At 71.2% G+C, this 20,914-nt stretch carries 18 protein-coding genes; 11 read left to right on the top strand and 7 right to left on the bottom strand.

Annotated elements, in window-relative coordinates:
* The first annotated feature begins 1 nt into the window (after position 1).
* The gene (locus QBL25_RS41070) at positions 2-1,837 is read left to right on the top strand and encodes a carboxylesterase/lipase family protein (RefSeq protein ID WP_409062074.1); all 1,836 of its coding nucleotides are present in this window, start codon (positions 2-4) and stop codon (positions 1,835-1,837) included.
* 72 nt (positions 1,838-1,909) lie between these two features.
* Here the strand turns inward: QBL25_RS41070 and QBL25_RS41065 are convergent, their stop codons facing one another.
* The 5 genes from QBL25_RS41065 to QBL25_RS41045 all read right to left on the bottom strand — a co-directional run bounded on the left by QBL25_RS41065 (position 1,910) and on the right by QBL25_RS41045 (position 6,834).
* Positions 1,910-2,881, bottom strand: a complete 972-nt coding sequence (locus QBL25_RS41065) for a zinc-binding alcohol dehydrogenase family protein (protein ID WP_409062073.1) — start codon at positions 2,879-2,881, stop codon at positions 1,910-1,912.
* 68 nt (positions 2,882-2,949) lie between these two features.
* The gene (locus QBL25_RS41060) at positions 2,950-3,783 is read right to left on the bottom strand and encodes an ABC transporter permease (RefSeq protein WP_409062072.1); all 834 of its coding nucleotides are present in this window, start codon (positions 3,781-3,783) and stop codon (positions 2,950-2,952) included.
* Positions 3,780-4,694, bottom strand: a complete 915-nt coding sequence (locus QBL25_RS41055; RefSeq protein WP_409062071.1) for an ABC transporter ATP-binding protein — start codon at positions 4,692-4,694, stop codon at positions 3,780-3,782. Before QBL25_RS41055 ends, QBL25_RS41060 begins: the two co-directional genes overlap by 4 nt.
* Positions 4,694-5,704: an ABC transporter substrate-binding protein gene (locus tag QBL25_RS41050; RefSeq protein WP_409062070.1), complete on the bottom strand. Its 1,011-nt coding sequence runs from the start codon at positions 5,702-5,704 to the stop codon at positions 4,694-4,696. The genes QBL25_RS41055 and QBL25_RS41050 overlap by 1 nt, the downstream gene beginning before the upstream one ends.
* 143 nt (positions 5,705-5,847) lie before the next feature.
* A complete protein-coding gene (locus QBL25_RS41045) occupies positions 5,848-6,834 on the bottom strand; it encodes an ABC transporter substrate-binding protein (RefSeq protein WP_409062069.1) in 987 nt (328 codons plus the stop codon).
* A 165-nt stretch (positions 6,835-6,999) separates the two neighbouring features.
* On the opposite strand from QBL25_RS41045, the gene QBL25_RS41040 reads away from it, so the two are divergent.
* The 8 genes from QBL25_RS41040 (at position 7,000) to QBL25_RS41005 (ending at position 16,316) form a co-directional block, all read left to right on the top strand.
* Entirely contained in the window at positions 7,000-8,349 is a 1,350-nt protein-coding gene (locus QBL25_RS41040) for an MFS transporter (RefSeq protein ID WP_409062068.1), read from the top strand.
* A gap of 63 nt (positions 8,350-8,412) precedes the next feature.
* On the top strand, positions 8,413-9,297 hold the full coding sequence (locus QBL25_RS41035) for an IclR family transcriptional regulator (RefSeq protein ID WP_409062067.1): 885 nt from the start codon (positions 8,413-8,415) through the stop codon (positions 9,295-9,297).
* Between the two features lie 136 nt (positions 9,298-9,433).
* A complete protein-coding gene (locus tag QBL25_RS41030; protein ID WP_409062066.1) occupies positions 9,434-11,746 on the top strand; it encodes a CoA transferase in 2,313 nt (770 codons plus the stop codon).
* Positions 11,743-12,585 carry an enoyl-CoA hydratase/isomerase family protein gene (locus QBL25_RS41025; RefSeq protein WP_409062065.1) on the top strand — a complete coding sequence of 281 codons (843 nt, stop codon included), beginning with the start codon at positions 11,743-11,745 and terminating at the stop codon, positions 12,583-12,585. The genes QBL25_RS41030 and QBL25_RS41025 overlap by 4 nt, the downstream gene beginning before the upstream one ends.
* 83 nt (positions 12,586-12,668) lie before the next feature.
* Positions 12,669-13,493 (top strand): SDR family NAD(P)-dependent oxidoreductase, encoded by an 825-nt coding sequence (locus QBL25_RS41020; protein WP_409062064.1) that lies wholly within the window; start codon positions 12,669-12,671, stop codon positions 13,491-13,493.
* 137 nt (positions 13,494-13,630) lie between these two features.
* Positions 13,631-14,479: an alpha/beta fold hydrolase gene (locus QBL25_RS41015; protein WP_409062063.1), complete on the top strand. Its 849-nt coding sequence runs from the start codon at positions 13,631-13,633 to the stop codon at positions 14,477-14,479.
* A 35-nt stretch (positions 14,480-14,514) separates the two neighbouring features.
* Positions 14,515-15,369: an alpha/beta fold hydrolase gene (locus tag QBL25_RS41010; RefSeq protein ID WP_409062062.1), complete on the top strand. Its 855-nt coding sequence runs from the start codon at positions 14,515-14,517 to the stop codon at positions 15,367-15,369.
* Positions 15,369-16,316: an alcohol dehydrogenase catalytic domain-containing protein gene (locus QBL25_RS41005; RefSeq protein WP_409062061.1), complete on the top strand. Its 948-nt coding sequence runs from the start codon at positions 15,369-15,371 to the stop codon at positions 16,314-16,316. Before QBL25_RS41010 ends, QBL25_RS41005 begins: the two co-directional genes overlap by 1 nt.
* A 94-nt stretch (positions 16,317-16,410) precedes the next feature.
* Here QBL25_RS41005 and QBL25_RS41000 read toward each other — a convergent pair whose 3' ends face one another.
* Positions 16,411-17,148 carry an SDR family NAD(P)-dependent oxidoreductase gene (locus tag QBL25_RS41000; protein ID WP_409062060.1) on the bottom strand — a complete coding sequence of 246 codons (738 nt, stop codon included), beginning with the start codon at positions 17,146-17,148 and terminating at the stop codon, positions 16,411-16,413.
* An 84-nt stretch (positions 17,149-17,232) separates the two neighbouring features.
* On the opposite strand from QBL25_RS41000, the gene QBL25_RS40995 reads away from it, so the two are divergent.
* Positions 17,233-17,874, top strand: a complete 642-nt coding sequence (locus QBL25_RS40995) for a TetR/AcrR family transcriptional regulator (RefSeq protein WP_409062059.1) — start codon at positions 17,233-17,235, stop codon at positions 17,872-17,874.
* Between the two features lie 24 nt (positions 17,875-17,898).
* Here QBL25_RS40995 and QBL25_RS40990 read toward each other — a convergent pair whose 3' ends face one another.
* Entirely contained in the window at positions 17,899-19,407 is a 1,509-nt protein-coding gene (locus tag QBL25_RS40990) for an AMP-binding protein (protein WP_409062058.1), read from the bottom strand.
* Positions 19,408-19,570: 163 nt separating this feature from the next.
* Here QBL25_RS40990 and QBL25_RS40985 point away from each other — a divergent pair, with 163 nt between their 5' ends.
* Positions 19,571-20,827: an aromatic ring-hydroxylating oxygenase subunit alpha gene (locus tag QBL25_RS40985; RefSeq protein WP_409062057.1), complete on the top strand. Its 1,257-nt coding sequence runs from the start codon at positions 19,571-19,573 to the stop codon at positions 20,825-20,827.
* Positions 20,828-20,914 lie beyond the last annotated feature (87 nt).

The raw sequence follows: 20,914 nt of genomic DNA, 5'->3' as shown, positions 1-20,914 counted from the left end.
CATGCCGCCTGTCGGCGCCGAGGGGCGCCTGAGGTCCCAGGCCCGACAGCGCCGAGCTCATGCGCATCGCGCGCGTCGGCCCGCTCCGCACGGTGCTCCGCTCTGTGCGCCGTCAGTCCGCAGAGCGGACCGGAAACGTCGCGCAGGTCATGCAGGAGGCAGAGCATGGCGCCCCCATCGCTCCGGCCTCTCAGGAGAATCAGTGCGATCTACTGTCCGACAGAGACTTCTTGCCTGCATGGCGAGTGTCCTCTTCCTGCTGTCCTTTGTGCCAGCCGTGCCCGCGGCCGCCGCTTCACGCTCTTTGACCGTCCACACCGACAAGGGTTCGGTCGCGGGAGCCTCGGCAGACGACGTCGACCGTTACTCCGGTATCCCGTACGCGGCTGCGCCCGTCGCCGCCAAACGCTGGCAGCCTCCGGCGCCCGCCGCCGCCTGGAGGGGCACCCGGCCTGCCACTTCCCCTGGTTCTCGCTGCCTGCAGAACGGGAGCAGCACGAGCCCGGGGATGAGTGAAGACTGCCTGTATCTGAACGTCTACACCCCCGCCCACAGGAGCAACCGCCCGCTGCCGGTGATGTTCTGGATCCACGGCGGCGGCTTCTCCTCCGGTTCGGGAGACACCCAGGACGGCTCGCTGATCGCCAAGACCAACAACGTCGTGGTCGTCACGATCAACTACCGCCTCGGGGTGTTCGGCTTCCTCGACCTGCCCGGGCTCAGCAAGCAGGGCGCGGGCAACTACGGCCTGCTCGACCAGCAGGCGGCGCTGCGCTGGACCCAGCGCAACATCGGCGCGTTCGGCGGGGACGCGAACCGCGTCACCATCGCCGGTGAGTCGGCCGGCGGCCACTCCGTCTGCGCGCTCCTGGCGTCGCCCCCGGCCCGCGGCCTCTTCTCGGGCGCGATCATCCAGAGCGGCGGATGCCCGAGCTATACGGTCGAGCAGGCCGTCGCCCGCGGGAAGAAGTACGCGACGGCCGCCGGCTGCTCCGCCGCCTCGGCCGATCTGGCCTGCCTGCGGACCAAGCCCGCCAGTGAACTACAGGCCGCCGCGAAAGACTTCATCGGCGGCCTCGTGACCGGTCCGCTGCCCACGTCCGGGGTTCCCGAACTGCCGGTCGCACCGCTGAAGGCCGTACGCACCGGCCGTACCGCGAACGTCCCCCTCCTCATCGGCCACACGCGTGACGAAGTGCGCAGCTGGGCGCGTCCGTTCGCGAACGCGACGAAGGCCCAGTACGAGAAGGCGGTCCGCATCGAGTTCGGGGACGAGGCCGACGCCGTCCTCGCGCACTATCCGTTCAGCGCCTATGGCGACGCGTACACCGGGGCGTACGCCTTCGGCGCACTGTGGGGTGATAGCAGCACCTTCTTCGGCCTCGGGGGCTGCCAGTACCAGAACCTCACGGCCCAGTACGCGAAGCGTCAACCCCACACGTACTACTACGAGTTCAACGACCCGCACCCGCCCACCGGCCGGCCATCGACCGGCTTCGATCCGGGCGCCTCGCATGCCAGCGAGATGCCGTATCTGTTGCCTTCGGCGACCTCGGCGCTGCTGACTCCCGAGCAGCGGCAGCTGTCCGGCGAGATGGTGCGCTACTGGGGCTCGTTCGTGCAGCACGGCAAGCCCGCCACCCCGGGCATCGCCCCCTGGCCTTCGTTCCGTGCCGGGACGTTCATGTCGCTGCTGCCGGGCGGTGAGAGCCGGGCACTGGACACCGGCGTGTACGAGGCGCGCCGCCAGTGCGCCTTCTGGAACTCCATCGACTACGACTGGCTTCCCGTCGACCCCGACCAACTCGCCGCTCAGGCAGGCGTTTCCCCGTCCTGATCCGATGAGCGCGAAGGGCCCCCTCCTGTGGAGGGGGCCCTTTGAGTGTGTGCGGCGGCAGAGCACGCGGGTTCAGGTACCGGTGCGCTCCATGTCGAGCACGATCTTGCCCACCGCCGTGCCCGAGCGCAGCCGCTCCACCGCCTCGCCGAGCGCGTCCATCCCGTAGCTCTCGTAGGGCAGCGTCAGCGCGCCGGAGGACAGGTCGGGCAGCAGGCGCAGCGCCTCGGGGGCGACCTCCGGGCCGCGGCTCATCATGTTCACGGGAAGCAGGGAGACGTCGGCGAGGAAGAAGTCCGCCAGGTCCAGGGTGAGTTCGCGGCCGGCCGTGTAGCCGAGGAGCGCGGCCCGGCCCCGCGGGCGGACCAGGGTGAGGGCATCGCGCAGGATCTGGCCGCCGACCGAGTCGATCAGGACGTCGACCTTGCCGCCGATCGCCTCCTCGGAGAGGTCGGAGGCGAGCAGTGCCTTGGCGACGCCGGGTACGTGCGGCAGTTTCGCCGGGCGGCTGACCACGCCGACCACCTCCGCGCCGGCGCGTGCCGCGAGCTGCACGGCCACGGCACCGACCGCGCCGGACGCGCCGGTGACCAGGACCCGCTCCCCCGGCCGCACCTGGGCGATCGCGTGGACGGTCGCCCAGGCGGTGCCGACCGGGGAGAAGTAGATGCAGGCCAGAGCGGGGTCGGTGCCCTCGGGCATGGTCTCCGCGGCGGTGTCCGGCACGAGCGCGTGCTCGGCCCAGGCGCCGTCACGGCTCAGGCCGAGCCCCTCACCGCGCAGCCGCACCAGAGCACCCTCGGGGTGGGTGTCCGAGGCGACGACGTAGCCGCTGCCCTGGGTGCCGGGGATGAACGGCAGCTCGGGCAGGATGCCGAACTGTCCGTCGAGGATGTTGAGGTCCAGATGGGCGGCGGTGGCCGCCGCCACCCGGACGAGGGTGTGCCCGGGGCGCGGCTCGGGCACGGGACGTTCCCCGAGCTTGGGCAGCGTGCCGAACTCCTCGAGGAAGAGGGCGCGCGATGTGGACGAGGCGGTGCTCACGTGCTGTGTTCTCCATTCTTCCCCCGCTGGTCACGGCGCTTCCCCCGTTAGATCGTTTCGGCCACCGTTTACACCTTAGCTCCATACTTGTGTAGTACACGCATCGCGATGACGCGCAGGATCCGGTCGTAGACGAGGCCCAGGGTGCCGAGGGTGATGATGCCGACGAAGACCCAGTCGATCCGGCCGTAGTTCCGGGAAGTCCAGATCAGGGAGCCAAGGCCCACCTGGGCGGCGACGATCTCGGCCGAGACGATCGTCAGGAAGCTGTTTCCCATGGCGAGGCGGGCGCCCGTGAGGATGTACGGGACCGTGGACGGCAGCACGACGCGTTGCAGGATCTGGCGGCGGCCGGCTCCGAGGCTGGCCGCGGCCCGCAGCTTGGACTCGTTGACGGCCATCACGCCCGCGCTGGTGTTGAGCGTGACGATGAAGACGGCCGTGTAGAAGATCAGGACCACCTTGGAACTCTCACCGATGCCCAGCCACACCACCGCCAGGGTCACGAAGGCGACCGGCGGGATGAAGCGGAAGAACTCGGTGTACGGCTCCAGGAGCAGGCGGACGATCCTGATCTGCCCGATGAGCAGGCCGACCGGGGCGCCCACCACGACGCCCAGGCCCCAGCCGATCAGAATGCGGCGGCTGGAGGCGATGACCGAGTTGCCAAGGGTGCCGTCGGCCGCCAGTTCACGGGCGGCCGACAGGGTCTGACGCGGCGAGGCGACCAGGGACGGGCCGTACTTCATGGCCAGGAGCTGCCAGACGCCCAGGCCGACAAGGAGGGCGACGGCGTAGAGGCCGACGGCACGCAGCGCCTGTCCGCCGCCCTTCCCTTTGGTGCGGCGCGGGCGGGTGCGGGTGCGGGCCGGGGCCGCCACCTCGGTCGTGGTGATCGTCATGCGCCCTTCGCCTCTCGGTCGAGCTGGTCGTCCAGTCCCTGATCGCGCATGGCCTTGCGGACCTCTTCTCCGATGTCCTCGCGCAGCCGGCCGCGCAGACGCAGGGCGGCGGGGTCGGACTCCTCGCGCGGACGCGGCAGGTCGACCGTGTACAGGGACTTGATCGAGGCCGCGGGGCCCGCCGTCATCACGGCGACCCGGTCGGCCAGGAGGATCGCCTCGTCGATGTCGTGCGTGACGAAGACGACGGTGCAGCCGGACGCGCTCCAGATGCGGGCCGTCTCCTGCTGCAGCACCTGCCGGGTCTGCGCGTCGAGCGCGCCGAAGGGCTCGTCCATCAGGACGACGCCCGGTTCGTTGGCCAGGACCCGGGCGATCTGGACGCGCTGGCGCATGCCGCCGCTGAGCTGGCCGGGGTAGCGGTCCGCGCAGTGGCGCAGGCCGACCAGGCCGAGGTACTCGTCGGCAACCCGGTTCTGCTCGGCGCGGGACAGGCCGCGCATGCGAGGCCCGAAGGTGACGTTCTGCTGCACGGTGAGCCAGTCGAAGAGGGCCTCACTGCTCTGGAACACCATGCCGAGGTCCGGGCCGGGGCCGCGGACGGGCGTGCCGTCCGCGGTGAGAGTCCCCTCGCTGACCTGGATGAATCCCGCCATCGCCGACAACAGCGTGGACTTGCCGCAGCCGCTGGGTCCGAGCAGACAGAGAAACTCTCCGGCCGCGATGTCCAGATCGATGCCTTGGACGGCCCGGAAGTCACCGAAGGAGATGCCCGCGCCCTCGACGCGCAGAGCCGCTCCGCGTCCGGCTGCCTGTTCCGTACGCGGACGGGGGCCTGCCACCGTCCGCGCGGCCACCGCATCCTCCCCCGGCACCGTCTCCTTCTCGATCCCCTTGATCGCCTCGGTCATCAGGACCCCTCCGCGTTGTCGGAAAGCCAGCCGCGCTGGACGGTGCGGGACACGTCGGGGCGGGCCTTGACCTTGCCGGTGTCCAGGTAGAACTGGGCGGTGCTTTCGTAGCCCTTGAGGTCCTTGGCCGTGAAGTCGCGCACGGCGAAGTCGATCTCCTTCGCCGCGTTCAGGGTCTGGTCGGTGGGGATCTTCGCGGCCTTCTTGGTGGCCTTCGCCGCGCCCTGCGGATCGCTCTCGGTCTTCTTCGTCGCTTCCGCGAGGGCGGCGGCCACCTTGACGGCGACGCTCTTGTTGTCCTTGAGCCAGGGCGCCGTCGACAGCAGCCAGTGCTGGTAGCTGAAGCCGTAGTCGCCGGTGGTCTCCAGGACGCGCTGGCCCAGCTCCTCCCCCTTGCCCGGCCACGGCTCCCACAGGACGTAGGCGTCCACGTCACCCTTCTTGGTGAGCGCCGGGATCTCGGCGGGGTCGGCCGTGATGAATTCGACCGCGTCGGGCTTGATGTCCTTCGATTCGAGGAACCGCGTGGCGGCCAGCTCGGACAGGCCCGGGACCACGGCCATCTTCCGGATCTTCGCGGGGGACTTCACACCGGGCCGCAGGACGACCTTGAGGTACTTGCCGGAGTCCTCGTACACGAGCAGTGAGCGCAGGTCCGGGTTCTGTCCGAGCAGGCCGATGGTGGTGGCATCGGAGTTCCCCGCCATCTGGACCTGCCCGGCGTTCAGAGCGTCGACGCCCTCCCCGCCCTTGGCGAACTGGACGAGGTCGACGTCGAGCCCGTGCTTGGCCCACAGTCCCTGGGCATCGGCCACGAAGAACGGCGCGTACCCGGCGTCGATACCGACCGCGATACGGATGTGGGGATCACCTGCCCCGCCGCCGGAGCCCGAGCCGGCATCGGTGGTGCCCGCGCCGCAGGCGGTCACCGCGGTCAGTACGGCGGCGAGGAAGACGGTGCCGGCGATGCGCTGCACCGGGCGGGCTTTGGGGCGGGACGTTGTCTGCATGGTCACCTCAGAGTGGGGCGCTTTTCGGCAGGTAATCGGGGTGCGGGCCCGCGAGTGGGCGAACGCTACTGCCGGTCGAAGGGCAGGTGCATGCGCAACGGTCCGCTCAGCGGGACGGCCCGGACATGGCGCGTCGAGGGCGGTCACTTGGCGTGCTGGTCGTACCAGCCGCGCAGCAGCACGGTGTCGTAGTCGGGTGCGCTCTTGATGAGCTTCTGTGCGAGGAGAAAGTCCACGATCTTGCGTGAGGAGGCGACATCGGTCGCCGTCAGAGCGCGGGACTCGAAGGAGATCTCGCCGATGGCCTTCTTTGTCTGTCCCACCGGCAGTTGGGCCTGCCGGTGAGCCGCGAGGGCGCCCGCGTGCGGATCCTTCGTCACCAGCCGGTCGGCCTCCGCGACCACCTTGAACACCTTCCCGGCGAGATCCTGATGCTCCTTCAGCCACTGCTGGTCCGCGAGCAGCCACTGCCGGTAGGTGACGCCGAAGTCGCCGGTGGAACCGGCGACGTGGCCGCCCGCCTCGACGCCCTTGGTCACCCAGGGGTCGAAAAGGATGTAGCCGTCGATGTCGCCGCGCTGGAGCATGGTGGGGATCTCCTGCGGCGAACTCTGCTGGATCTTCACGGAGTCCGGCTCGACGCCATGGCGCTGCAAGTACTCGTGCGTGGCATACAGACCGATGCCCTGGATCGAGCCCATCGACTTGATCTGCCGCGGTGAGGTGATGCCCTTGCGCAGAACGACCTTGAGGAGGCGGCCCGAGGACTGGAAGACGCCCAGGGCGCGCAGGCGCGGGTTGCTCACCATCTGCGGCAGCGCGGTGGAGTCCGCGTTGGCCGACATCTGGGCGGTACCGGCCGTGACCGCCTGGGCCGCGGCCGGACCCCCCTCCACCTTCGTCAGCCGCACGTCGAGGCCGGCCTTCTCGAACATGCCGCGCTCGGCAGCCAGATACAGCGGGGCGTACGAGGCGTCGACGCCGAGCGCGATCCGGACGGTGGGGCTCTTGCCGCCCGCGGATCCCGCCGAGTCGGTGGTGCCCGCGCCGCAGGCGGTGGCGAGGAGCAGAGCGAACAGGCCGAGCAGGGCGGCCACCGGGCGCCGTCTGGTGCGGTGGAGACAGAACATCGGATGCGACCTCCGGGTCGGAGTGCTGTCGAGGTGGCGGAAACCTGGCACCCCGGGAGGCCGGCGGAAAGCGCGGTGTCCCGCCTGGCGGACCGGCTCGATTGAGGCGACTTCCGGCCGTTCGTACGCTCCACCGATCTGAGGCTCGAACGGCAAGGAGCTCACATGCCCCCCAGGAGCACGACCGAGGGCGCGTCCACGACGCGGCGCGTGGTCATCGCGTCCGTCGCCGGCAACATGATGGAGTGGTACGACTTCTTCCTGTACACCACCGCTGCCGCGCTGGTCCTCGGCAGCGTCTTCTTCCCCTCCGGCGGCCATCCGCTGGTCGGCACCATCGCGGCCCTGGCCGGTCATGCCGTGGGGTTCGCCGCCCGGCCCATCGGGGGTCTGATCTTCGGACACATCGGTGACCGGCGCGGGCGCAAGGCCGCGCTCATGGGGACGCTCTCGCTGATGGGCGGCGCCACCTTCTGTATGGGGCTGCTGCCCTCGTATTCCACGGCCGGTCTGCTCTCCCCGCTGCTCCTGGTCCTGCTGCGGGTCCTCCAGGGCGCGGCGGCCGGCGGCGAATGGGGTGGCGGCGTTTTGATCATCACCGAGAACGTCCCGGCCGAGCGGCGCGGGTTCCTCGCCTCGTTCAGCTCCTGCGGCATGGGCCTGGGCTTCGTCCTGTCGGCCTTGGCGCTGTGGCTGGCCGAGCAGGTGTCCGGGGACGGCTTCCTCGTCTGGGGCTGGCGGCTCCCGTTCCTGGCCAGCGTCGTGATCTTCCTGGTGGGGATCTACATCCGCCGCAATCTCGGCGAGACGGACAGCTTTGAGGCCGAGGCGACCGACACCGAGAGCACACCTCATACGCCGCTGCGGGAAGTGCTGCGGCGGCATCCGCGCCAGGTGCTTTTCGCGATGGCGCTGCGCTTCTCCGACAGCGGCGCCAGCTACATCTTCATGTCCTTCTCCCTCGTGTACGGGCGGTACGTGGGGATCTCCTCGACCGTGCTGCTGTGGGCCGGGATCGGCGGGATGCTGGTGGACTCGGCGATGATGGTCGTCTTCGGCCGGCTCTCCGACAAGGTGGGCAGGCGTCCCGTCTATCTGGGCGGGGCGATCGGCATGCTGGTGTGGTCGGCACCCTTCTTCATGCTCATGAGCACGGGCCAGACCGCCGCGGTGTGGGTGGCGTTCGTCGTCGGCCACATCACCATGGCCGCGATGATCGGCGTGCAGCCCTCGTACTTCTCCGAGCTGTTCAGCACCAGCACCCGGTACTCCGGGATGGCGCTGGGCCACGAGCTGTCGACGGCCATCGCCGGTGGCCTGTCACCCGTGGTGGCCACGGCACTCCTTGCCGCCACGGGGCACTTCCTGCCGGTCGCGCTGCTGACCATGGGGCTGGCTCTCGTCTCGCTGGTGGCCCTGGTCTTCTTCGCGCACGTCCCGCAGGAGCCCGGACAGGACGCCCCGCGCGACGCCGACCAGCCCCAAAAGGAGGAGCACACCACGCCTGTTGCCTGATTTTTACACTCCCGCCCCTCTATGCAACATGGCGTTGTTGCACTTCAAATGGCCTGTACCGCCATGCGACGACGTGAGGGGACGCTGATGGGGTCGTACGCCGACGAGGACCTCTTGCTGCCGAATTCCGTTCTGGGCAAGGCTCAGCTGCTGCTCGCCGCGTTCGAATCGGGGGCGGACCGACTGCGGCTGAGCGAGCTGAGCCGCCGCTCGGGCGTACCCAAGGCGTCGGCGTACCGGCTCGCCCAGGAACTGGTGCAGTGGGGGCTGCTGGACCGGCACGGCGAGATGTACGAACTCGGCATCAGGCTCTTCCACCTGGGGCAGCGGGTGGCCGCCTCCTCGGTGCTGCGGACCGTGGCCCGCCCGCTGATGGCCGACCTGTTCACACGCACCCGCACGGCCGTGCACCTCTCGGTCCTCGACGGCGGCCACGTCCTGTTCCTGGAAAAAATCGCGGGCGAGGCCAACGTGCTCACCCACTCATACGTCGGCGGTCGCCTCCCCGCCTCCTGCACGGCGACCGGTCAGATGCTGCTCGCCCTGGCCGCGGACGGACCCGAGCGGGTGGCCGCGCTCGTCGGCAGGGGGCTGCCCGCACTGACCCCGCGCTCCGTCACGGACCCGCAGACCCTGGCCCAGCGGCTGTCCAGGGCGGCCCGCCAGGGGTACGCGCTGGAGCGCGAGGGGGTCAGGATCGGCGACGCCAGCCTCGCCGTACCGGTGGCGCTGGCCGGGACGGAGTACGCGGCGCTCTCGGTCACCGGACCGATCACGCAGGTGTCGGCGGACCGCCACCTCGCGGCGCTGCGGGCCACGGCGGACAGGATCGAGCGGGGCGTGGCGCGGCAGACGGAGGAGAGTCCGTCGTACCGAACGCCCCGCGCGGCGCGCACGGTCCACGGCCCGAAGCCGGCCGGGGTACGTCCCGCCCACGCCACGAGCTGAGCACTCTTTCGCCGGCGCCAGCGAGCCACGCCCGGCTGCGGTTCCGGTCAGCAGAACAGCCCGGTGGCCCGCCTCCCCGCCCCCGGTGATCGTGAGATTCCGCAAAGGCTGCGGACACCTAAGGGGAGGAGCCGTGGTGGGACCAGACACGGACCCGAAAGCACTGCGCGTGCTCGACCTGACCGACGAACTCGCCCTGCAGGGCGCCCGCTTGCTCGTCGGCATCGGCGCCGACGTCGTACGCACCGAACCGGGCACCGGCCTCGACCCGGCGGCCCGTGCGCACTGGCACGCGGGCAAACGCTGGGTGCCGGCGGCGGACCTGGCCGGCCTCGACGCACTGGCGGCGGCCGCCGACGTCGTCCTGGAGAGCGGGCCCGTGGCGCGGCTGCGCGGCCTGCGGGAGGACGGCTCGTCCCGATGGCCGCACACCGTGCATGTGGTGGTGACGCCCTTCGGGCTGACCGGGCCGCGCCGCGAGTGGACCGGCGACGATCTGGTGCTCGCGTCGGCGGGCGGCATGACCTGGCTCGGCGGACTCCCCGACGGGCAGCCCAAGCCACCGCCGCGCGAGCAGGCGCTGCAGACCGCCGGCGCCCACGCGGCGATCGGGGCGCTCCTGGCCGTCGTGTCGGGCACCCCGCAACTGGTCGACGTCTCCGCGCAGGAGGCCGTCGCCGCCACACTGGAGACCGCCGCCCTCGCCTGGATCCACGCCGGACGCTTCCCCGTACGCAACGGCGGGGTGTACGAACACGTGGCGCACCAGATCTTCGAGACCGCGGACGGATACGTGGCCGGGGGCTACTCCGGCAGCAACCGGATGTGGACGGACCTGCTGGCGTGGATGGCCGAGCGGGGCGAGGCCGAAGACCTCCTCGACGAGCGCTGGCAGGACGCCGCGTTCCGATGGCAACAGCGCCCCCATGTGGACGCCGTCGTACGGCGGTTCGCGGCGCGGCGGACGGCCGCCGAACTGGCCGCGGAGGCGCGGGAGCGGGCCCTGCCGTGGGCGGAGGTCGTACCGGCCACGCGTCTGACCGACAACCCGCAGCTGCGCGACCGCCGGTCCCTGGTCACGATCACCGGCGAGGGGCTGCCGGACGGCGGCGTCGAGGACGTCGGCTTCCCGTGGGCGGCGCTGCCGCGGCCGCTCACGCTGCCCGCGCTGCGGGAGGCGGCGCCCGGAGATGCGCCGTGGCGCGGGTCCGAGCCGAGAAAGGCGCGCGGCAGCGGTGAGAAGCCCAAGTCCAAGGCCCTGGAGGGAGTGCGGGTCCTCGACCTGACCTGGGTCCTCGCCGGTCCGTACGTGACCAAGCAGCTCGGGGAGCACGGTGCGGACATCGTCAAGATCGAGTCGCGGCACCGTCAGGACCCCACGCGTTTCGCCCCGTCGATGCATCTGCGGCCGGGCTCCGACCCCGATGACAGCGGCTACTTCATCAACTTCAACCGCAACAAGCGCGGCGTCGCCCTGAACCTGCGGACCGAGGAGGGCCGGCGGCTGCTGCGCGCGCTGGTCCCGCACTGCGACGTCGTCGTGGAGAACTTCAGCCCGGGTGTGCTCGCCCGCTGGGGCATGGACTACGCGTCGCTGCGCGAACTCAACCCGGACGTGATCCTGGTGTCGATGGCAGGGGTCGGGCAGACCGGGCCCTGGCGCAACGCCGTCACGTTCGCCGACACACTCGCCGCGATGTCCGGCCTGTCCAGCGAGACCCGCGCCCCGGGCGGCCCGCCGCAAGGCCTGACCTTCGGGCTCGGTGACATGATCGCGGCCAACTCCGCGGTGCTCGCCACGCTCGACCTGCTGGCACGGGGGCGTGGCGGGCACGTGGATCTGTCCCAGCTGGAGGCGATGGCCGCGACGATGGGCCCGGCCGCCCTCGAATCCGTCCTCGGCACCGGCGCCCCCGACCCCCGGACCGCCGAGTTCCCGAACCGGTCGCCGCACGCCGTGCCGCACGGGGTGTATCCGGCGGCCGGGGACGACCGGTGGGTGGCGGTGTCGGTGGCCGACGAAGCCCAGTGGCACGCCCTGACGCGCCTCGCCGACCTCCCCTGCTCCCACGGCGACTTGACTGCCCGCCGGGCGCACGAGGACGAGATCGACACCGCCCTCGCCGCCTGGACGGGCCGGCACGACGCGCACAAACTGGCCGAGACACTCCAGGCGGAAGGCATCGCGGCGGCGGTCGTGGCAACCGGGCAGGACCTGGTCGAGGCCGACGAGCAGCTCGCGGCCCGCGGCTTCTACCCCGTACTGGACCACCCCCTCACCGGGCCGGTCCGGCACGAGGGCATCGTCGCGCGGCTGGCCGCCACGCCGGGCGAACTCGACCGGCCCGCACCTCTCCTGGGCCAGCACACCGGCGAGGTACTGCGGGAACTGCTGGGCCTGAGCGACGACCAGTTGAGGGACCTGACCGCCGAGGGAGTGACCGAGTGAGCGAGGCGAGGATGACTCAGGAGAAGCTGACCCAAAAAAGGCCGACCGAGGACAAGCTGACCGAGGACAAGCCCTCCGTACTGCACGTGACGCACGACGGCGCCGTGGCCACCGTCCGCGTGGACCGTCCCAAGGTGAACGCCGTGGATCCGGCGATGATCGAGGAGTTCCTCGCGACCCTGTCGCCGCTGGCCGCCGATCCGAAGGTGCGCTGCATCGTCATCACCGGCACCGGCCGGTTCTTCGTCGCCGGTGCCGACATCGCCGTCATGCGGGACCTGTCCGCGGAGAACCAGGCGAAGATGCGCCGCTGGATCCACGTACAGCGGGTGATCGAGCAGGCCCCCAAGCCGGTCGTCGCGGCGATGAACGGCCACGCGCTGGGCGGCGGCGCGGAGTTGGCGCTCGCCTGCGACCTGAGGATCCTCTCGACGCAGGCCACCTTCGGCTTTCCGGAGATGCGGCTGGGGCTGTTCCCGGGGGCCGGTGGCAGTCAGCGACTCCCCCGGCTCGTCGGCCCCCACCTGGCGAAGCGCCTGATCATCGAGGGAGAAGGGCTGACACCGCGACGCGCCCTGGAGCTCGGCCTGGTCGATGTCGTGGTGGAGCACACCGAGTTCGACGCGGTGGTCGCCGAGCGGGCCCGCCGCCTCGCGGCGCAGCCGACGGCCACCATCGCCCTGCTCAAGCGAGTGGTCGACGAGGGGTACGGGCTGCCCGTCGAACAGGCCCTGGAGCGCGAGGAGAAGGGCGTCGCCGACCTGATCGGGACGGCCGACGCGGCGGAGGGGCTTCAGGCGTTCCTCGACAAGCGGACGCCAGTGTTCATCGGACGGTGAGGCCACGCCGACGCGGGTGGTCCGGTTCCGGTGACCGGACCGCCCGCATTGGCGTGCCGGCATACGTTCCGCATCCTCGGCGGATGAGTTCCCTACAGCACACCGAGACCCAGCACATCGAGCCCCGGAACACCGGGGCCCAGCACACCGACGAAGCCGCGCAGGGCGGGACCGTACTCGTCACGGGCGGCACGAGCGGGATCGGCCTGGCCATCGCGGAGGCGGTTGCCCGAGCCGGGCGCCCCGTGGTGGTCACCGGGCGTTCCGAAGAGCGCTGCCGCACGGCGGCCAAACAACTGGAAAGCATCGCGGGCGAACGCCAGCTGGCGCTGGTCGCCGACACCACCGACCCCGACGCGCTGGCCGCGGTCGTGGGCCGGGCCGCCGAACACTGGGGCCCCGTCACCGGCCTGGTGACCGCCGCCGGCCGGCTGGCCCGCGGCTCGGTGCTCGACCTCACGCCCGACGACTTCCGCGCCGCCCTCGACACCAACGTCATCGGCACCTGGCTGGCGATGCGCGCCGTCCTGCCCGGCATGCTCGACGCCGGTCACGGCCGCATCGTCACGATCGGCTCCGTGCTCGGCTCGACCGGCGCCCCCGAACGGGGCGGCTACGCCGCCACCAAGGGCGCGGTCGCCGCCCTCACCCGGTCGGCGGCCCTGGAGGTCGCCGGGACCGGCGTCACCGTGAACTGCGTGGCGCCCGGCCCCGTGCGCACCCCCATGAACGAGAGCGACACCACCACCGACGCCGCCGCCCAGGCCGCCTTCACCGCCAAGGTGCCGCTGGGCCGCTGGGGCAGGCCCGAGGACATCGCGCACGCGGTGCTCCCGCTGCTCGCCGCCGGCTCGGCCTTCACCACCGGCGCGGTGGTGCACGCGGACGGCGGCTACACCGCGCAGTGAGCACTCACCCGAGTCACCCCAGTCACCCCAGTCACCCAGCGAGAGCGGTTCGCTGAACGGACCGCGACGCTGGGCCCGCGCCCGGCTCGGTGATGGGCTTGACACCGCTCCCCCCGCATTCGTACGGAAGGACTCGCATGTCACCAGCACCGGAGAGCCACTACGCGGACGGCGCGGGCATCCGCTACCACTACCACGACCTCGGCTCGGGGCCCGACACCGTGTTCCTGCACGGTGGCGGCCCCGGCTGCACCGCGTGGAGCGACTTCGGGCCCGTCGCGCACCTGTTCGCCGCCGACCGGCGCTGTCTGCTCGTCGACATCCAGCAGTACGGCAAATCGGAGAAGTCCTCCATCCAGGGCCCGATGTGGGACCACCACGCGGCGAAGACCGTCGGCCTGCTCGACACGCTCGGCGTCGACCGCGCCGACTTCGTGTGCAGCTCGTGGGGTGGCACCATCGCCCTCAACCTCGCCGCGAAGTACCCGGACCGGGTCCGCTCGCTGGTCATCACGGGCAGCATGCCCGTCTTCTACGGGCCGCTCGCCCCGCTCCCGGAGAACGGTCACCGCGGCCGCACGGCCCGCGACGTCTACTACGGCGGCGAGGGCCCCACCCGCGAGAAAATGCGGGACCTCATCACGAAGCTGGAGTGGTACGACGGCGCGAAGCTCCCCGAGGAGACACTGACGCTGCGCTACGAGCAGAGCCTCGACGAGGAGGAGCGCGCGCTGGCGGCCATGTCCGACTCGCCGCGCGGCGACTGGCAGGACCTCACCGAGGAACTGGGGCAGATCCAGGCTCCCACGCTGTTCATGTGGGGCATGCAGGACGCGTTCCTCACCCCGGACTACCCGCTGATGCTGGCCCGCATGGTGCCGAACGGGAACCTCCACGTGATGGACCACACCTCCCACCACCTGGAGGAGGAGCGTCCCGAGGCGTACCACTCGGTGGTCAGCGGCTTCCTCGACTCCCTGAGCTGAACGTCCCCCTCCCCCACCTCCCTTCGGAGTGCAGCATGTCCATCTGGACCGAGATCAGCCCCACCCCCTTCCGCGTCGAGTACGTCGACGCCGCCGGCGTCCCCACCCGCACCCTGCGCGCCGGTGACCCGAACGCCCAGGCCGTCGTCTTCCTGCACGGCACCAGCGGTCACCTGGAGGCCTTCGCGCGCAACATCACCGCGCACGCCGCCTACGACCTGCACGCCATCGACATGCTCGGCCACGGCTACACCGGCAAGCCCGACAAGCCCTACGAGATCGCCGACTACGTCACCCACCTGCTCGACTACCTGGACGCCGTCGGCCTCGACGGCGTCCACATCGTCGGCGAGTCCCTGGGCGGCTGGGTCGGCGCCCGCGCCGCCATCGAACACCCCGAGCGGGTGCGCAGCCTCCAACTCCTATGCTCCGGCGGCACCGTGGCCAACCCCGAAGTGATGGAGCGCATCCGCACCAGCACCAAGAAGGCCGTCACGTCCGACGACATCGAGCTGACCCGCAAGCGGATGCGGCTGCTCATGGCCGAGGACGCCTCCGCCACCGAGGAGCTGGTGCAGGTCCGGCACGCGATCTACCACACGCCGGAGTTCGTCGCGGGCGTCGACAACCTGCTGTCCCTCCAGGAGATGGAGCGCCGCCAGCGCAATCTGCTGCGCCCGGAGCACTTGGCGCAGATCACCCAGCCGACGCTGGTGGTGTGGGGACGCCAGAACCCGTTCGGCGACACCCCCGAGGCGACGGCGCTGCACGAGGGCATCCCCGGCTCGCGCCTCGAACTCTTCGAGAACTGCGGGCACTGGCCGCAGCACGAGCAGGCCGAGCGCTACAACGCGCTCAGCCTCGAATTCATCGACAAGGCCGCCGGCTGATGCGGGCGGTCCGGTTCCACGACTGGGGCGCGGCTCCGGTCCTCGACGAGGTGCCCGAGCCCGTCCGCGCGCCGGGCGAGGTGCTCGTCCAGGTCACGGCGGGTGGAGTCTCGCACCTCGATGCCACCGTCGCGTCCGGCGACTTCGAGCTCAAGCCCTCGCTTCCGTACATCGGCGGTGTCGAGGGCGCGGGTACGGTCCTGGAGGCGGACGCCGACTCCGGTCTGGCCCCCGGCGCCCAGGTCGTGCTGCGCGGCGGCGGCCTGGGTCTTCTGCGTGACGGCACGTGGACCGAGCGGGTCAGCGTGAAGCGCAAGGCCGTCACCCCGCTCGACGCCCCGCTCGCTCCCGCGGTGGCGGCGAGCTTCTTCGTCCCCGCCACGACCGCGTACGTGGCGCTGCACGACGTCGCCCGGATCGGCCGGGACGAGGACGTCGTCGTCGTCGGCGCCGCCGGTGCGGTCGGCGCGATGGTGGCCCAGCAGGCGCTGGCCGCGGGCGCCCGGGTGACCGGTGTGGTCGGCCGGGAGGACCAGCTGGCCGACGTGCCGAAGGGGGTGGAGGCTCTGACGCTGGAGGCGGCGGAAGGTCTCGCCGAGCACCGGTCGGCCTCGCTGCTCGTCGACACGCTCGGCGGCGCGGGCCTGGTCGGCCGCAGCCGGTGGGTGCGGCGGGGCGGACGCGCCGTGGTCATCGGCTATGTGGCGGGCCCGCACGTCGAGTTCGACCTGCCGCGCTGGCTGCTCGACGAGGTGGCGCTGCTGCCGGTGAACATGATCCGCCAGGAGCGCCGGGCCCGCGAGGTCTCCGGCGACCTGGTCCGGCGGCTCTCCGAGGGTGAACTGGACCTGGCGGTCGAGGAGTTCGCTCTCGCTGACGCATCCGCGGCGCTTGACGCGCTGCGGGGTGGGCGCGTGCGGGGACGGGCTGTGCTGCTGCCCGGGTGAGAGCCGATGCCCGGGGGCGTGGAAGCTGGTCGGAGCTCCCACGCCCCCTGAAGTGTGCCTCTCCCCGAAGAGAGCGCGCATCACCGGCCGCCGTTCAGGCCCGCGTGTAGCCGCCGTCGGCGAAGAGTTCGGCGCCGGTGACGAACGACGAGGCGTCCGACGCCAGGAAGAGGGCGGCCTCGGCGATCTCCTCGGCGTCGGCCAGCCGTCCCAGGGGCACGGTGGCCTCCGCGAACCGGTCGACGTCCGGCCCCGCGGCACCCAGCAGGCCGGGGGTCCGCGTGGGCCCCGGGCTGAGCACGTTGACCCGGAACCGGCGCTCCCGCGACTGCCGGGCCCAGTTGTGCACGAGGTTGCTCAGCGCCGCCTTCGAAGCGCTGTAGACCTCGAGCTGCTCGTTGGGCCGCACGCTGTTGCTCGAACCGATGACCAGGATGGAGGCGCGGTCCGCCAGCAGCGGAAGCGCCTTTTGAACGGTGAACAGCGGACCCTTGACGTTGACGGCGAGCGTCAGGTCGACGTTCGCCTCGGTGTGCCCGCCGAGCGCGGCGTCCGCGACGAGTCCCGCGTTGGCCACCAGCACGTCGATGCGACCGGCTTCCTCCCTGACTCGCGCGTAGAGGGCGTCCAGGTCGGCCAAGACCGCGACGTCGGATCGCACGCCGGTGGCCGCCGGGCCCAGCTCCTTGACCGCCGCTTCGAGGCGGTCGGTGTCCCGGCCGGTCACGAAAACCCGCGCCCCTTCCCGGACGAAGCGGTGGGCGATGGCCAGCCCGATCCCGCTCGTCCCGCCGGTGATCACGGCCACCTTCTCGTGCATCACGCCTGTCATACCGAACTCCCTCAGTTATGGAATCGATCGTCCATAACGTAGGCAGTAATGGACGATCGAGTCAAGAATGGGTACGCTGAGAACATGCCCAGACCGCGGAAATTCGACGAGCGCCAAGTCCTGGACCAGGCCCGGGAGCAGTTCTGGTCGACCGGCTATGCGGGAACCCGCATGGACGACATCGCGCAGGCGACCGGCCTGGGCAAGGGCAGCCTGTACGGCGCGTTCGGCGACAAGGGCAAGCTGTTCCACCGCGTGTTCGGCGAGTGGTGCACCGCGGTCCTCGACGTGGCCGAGGAGCGGCTGGCAGGCGGTCCGGACGCGGAGGCCCTGGCCCGCATCTCGGGGTACGTGCACCTCATGGCGGAGAACACCGCCTCCGACACCGAGCGCCGCGGGTGCCTGTTGGCCAAGGGCGCGGCCGAACTGGCCCAGCAGGATCCGACGGTCGCCGGGCAGTCGGCCGCGACCATGAGGGCGCTGCAGACCCTCCTGCGGACGCAGATCAGCGCCGCCCAGCGCCACGGCGACATCGACAGCGCCGCGGATCCGGAGCGGTTGGCGGCACTGCTCCTGACGGTGGTCCGCGGTATCGAGGCGGTGGGCAAGGCCGGCCTGGCCCCGGAGACCCTGCGCACCATCGCGGACACCGCACTGGCGGTCCTGCCCACGCCCGAGGGGAAGAAGCACCCCGCGACCGAGCGCGCTCCGGGACGCCAGACCTGACCCGGCGCCATCACGGCGACAAGATCAGCCGGACAACGCCTCGTCGCACCGGTCCCACGTCCCCCCGCTCACCCCCCGCTCGCGCAGCACGGCCTTGCAGACCTTGCCCGTCTCCGTGAGCGGCAGCTGCGCGACCACCTCGACATAGCGCGGCACCACGAACGCGGGAAGCTCCCGCGCGCAGTGGCGCGCCACCTGCGCCGGGTCGAGCGTGCGCCCGGCGCGCGGCACGACCGCCACCATCACCTCGTCCTCGGCGAGCGTGGACGGGACCGGGAACGCGGCCGCCTCGGCGACATCGGGATGCGCCCGCAGCGCCGTCTCGACCTCGTACGAGGAGATGTTCTCGCCGCGGCGCCGGATGCTGTCCTTGACGCGGTCGACGAAACGGAACCAGCCGTCGGGCTCGCGCACCACACGGTCCCCGGTGCGGCGCCACGCACCCGGATCCGGAGTCACACCGCCCAGGTAGCCCGTGGCGAAGGCATGGTCCTGGTCGGTGCGGACCACGAGTTCCCCGGGCGTTCCGTCCGCCACGGAGCAGAGGTCCGCGTCCACGACCCGCGCCCCGAAGCCGTCGCGCACCGTGCCCATGTACCCGGGACGGCAGTCCTCCGGTACGGAGCCGATGACCAGGTTGGTCTCCGTGGAGCCGAACCCGTCGACCAGGGCCACGCCGAACCGTTCACGGAACACCTCCCACAGCGCGCCGGGCGTGCCCGGACCGAGTCCGCGCCAGGCCCGGTGCGCGCGGTCGGCGGACCCTGGCGGTTGCGCGAGCAGCATCGGCACCATGGCGCCGAGCACGTACACGCACGTGGCTCCCGTCTCGGCGGCCCGTGTCCAGTGGCGCGAGGCGGAGAATCTGCGGTCCACCACCATGGAGGCCCCCACCGTCATCGCCTGCGCCAGCGTGTTGAGCGCGTTGGTATGGAACAGGGGCAGGCACGTGTAGAGGACGTCGTCGGCGGTCAGCCGCAGCGAGTCGGCCACATTCCGGCCCCACCAGCTGAACTGGGCGTGCGGGCAGCGCACCCCGCGGGAGGGGCCGGTGGTGCCGGAGGTGAACAGGATGGCGGCCGTGTCGCCGGGACGGGAGGGGTGGGCGTCGAGCGCCTTTTCGATGCCGGGGACCGGCGCCTGCGGCGAACCGGTCACCCACACCTCCCCCGCGTATCCCACCTCCCCCACCCGTGCGGCCAGCTCCTCCTCCGCGTACAGGAACCGCGGCCGCGACTCGTCCAGCGCGTGCCGGAGCAGCCGTCCGTGCAGGGCCGTGTTGAGCGGGACCACGACCGCGCCGAGCCAGGCACAGCCCAGCACCAGGTCGATCAGTTCGACGCGGTTGGACAGGAGCGCGGCGACCCGGTCCCCCGGGCGGCAGCCGCGGGCCGCCAGTGCGCCGGCCATCGTGGCCGCGGCCGCGCGCGTCTGCGCGTAGGTGCGCATGGTTCCGTCGACGGTGAGGAGGGTCCGTTCGCCGTGGCGTGCGGCCGCCGCGTCGACCAGGCCGGGAATCGTCATGCGGTGCATGAACGGATGCTGTCCGCCCGCCCCTGAGCGATCAAGGTCCATGGTTCGCTGACCGGTCCGCCGCCGGCCGCGGTCCGTTCACCGGAACAGGTTCATAGGCAGGCGTGGCGCCGCGCCGGATGCTCGTGCCGCACACCCCACTGGAGCAGGAGGCCACGACGAGATGACGACGAGCGAACGATCCCCCGCCGCACGGAAGACCGCAGCGAAGGAGCCCGCCAAGGCGCCCCGCGCATCCGCCGAGAAGATCGGCCGGCAGGACTGGTCGTCCTGGCCCCACTACGACAAGGCGGCGTCCGGTTTCCGCGGCTACTGGTACCCGGTCACCTGGGCTAGCCACATCACCGGCGACCCGAAACCGTTCACGCTCTGCGGCGAGAAGATCACGCTGATCCGCGACAACGGCAAGGTGTACGCGCTGCACAATCGCTGCCCGCACCGCGGCGTCCCGCTGTCGGAGGGCAACCAGCAGTTCCCCGGCACCGTCAGCTGCCCGTATCACGGCTGGACCTTCGACCTGCCCACGGGCAATCTGGCCGCGGTCATCACCGACGGTCCCGGCTGCCGCCTCACGGGCAAGCTGGGCGTGCGCACGTACGCCGTCGAGGAGCGGCTCGGCATGGTCTGGGTGTACATGCCCATCGCCGAGGAGGAGCCGCACCCCATCGACGAGCAGCTGCCCGAGGAACTGGTGTCGAACGCCTTCGTGATGGGCGGCCGCTTCGATCAACGCGGCGGCAACTGGCGCTTCGCCTGCGAGAACGGCTTCGACGAAGGACACGCCAAGTACCTCCACCGGACGGCACTGTGGCGGCTGCTCAAGCCGATGCCGACATGGAACATCACGCGGATCGTGCCGAAGGACCGCTGGATCTACCGCGTCCAGGACGAGGTCTACTGGGACGCCGACTTCCCGGGCGTGGGCCGCTGGACCAACAAGCGGTGGTGGATGAAGCAGCCGCCGGAGGGGACGTTCAACCTCGGCAACACCGGCGCGACCGACAAGGTCGACCCGGTGATCGAGTCGCAGGACTTCCCCGGCTTCGCGTCCCTGTCGATGCCGGGCATGCTGCGGATCGCCTACCCCAACTTCATGCACTACGAGTTCTACGTGCCGATCGACGCCGACAACCACATGTACGTCGGCGTGATGGTCAACTTCAAGCGGGGCTGGGACACCCTCCGCTTCTACGGCAAGTACCTCGGCGCCATCCGCTGGCTGTTCCACGGTCAGTTCTCCGGCCAGGACGCCTGGATGGTCGACATCACCGACGCGCCCCCGGAGAAGCTCTACCGCCCCGACGTGTCGCTGACCGCCTGGCGCAACCTCAGCGAGGAGGAGTACGCGAAGAAGCTCGCCGCCGTCGGCGTCACCGAACCCGCCACGGACACCACGGACACCATCGAAACGGAGGCCTGATCATGGCCCGCACCCTGTTCAAGATCCTGCTCGGTGTCGCCCTCGCGGTGGCGCTCCCCCTCGCCAAGAAGCGCTTCGCGGAGACGA

The organism is Streptomyces sp. SYP-A7185, from assembly GCF_046103685.1.
In the GTDB taxonomy this organism is placed as follows: Bacteria; Actinomycetota; Actinomycetes; order Streptomycetales; family Streptomycetaceae; genus Streptomyces.
Note: the sequence above shows the minus strand (reverse complement) of the source record. Positions and strands in the feature narration are given on the sequence as shown.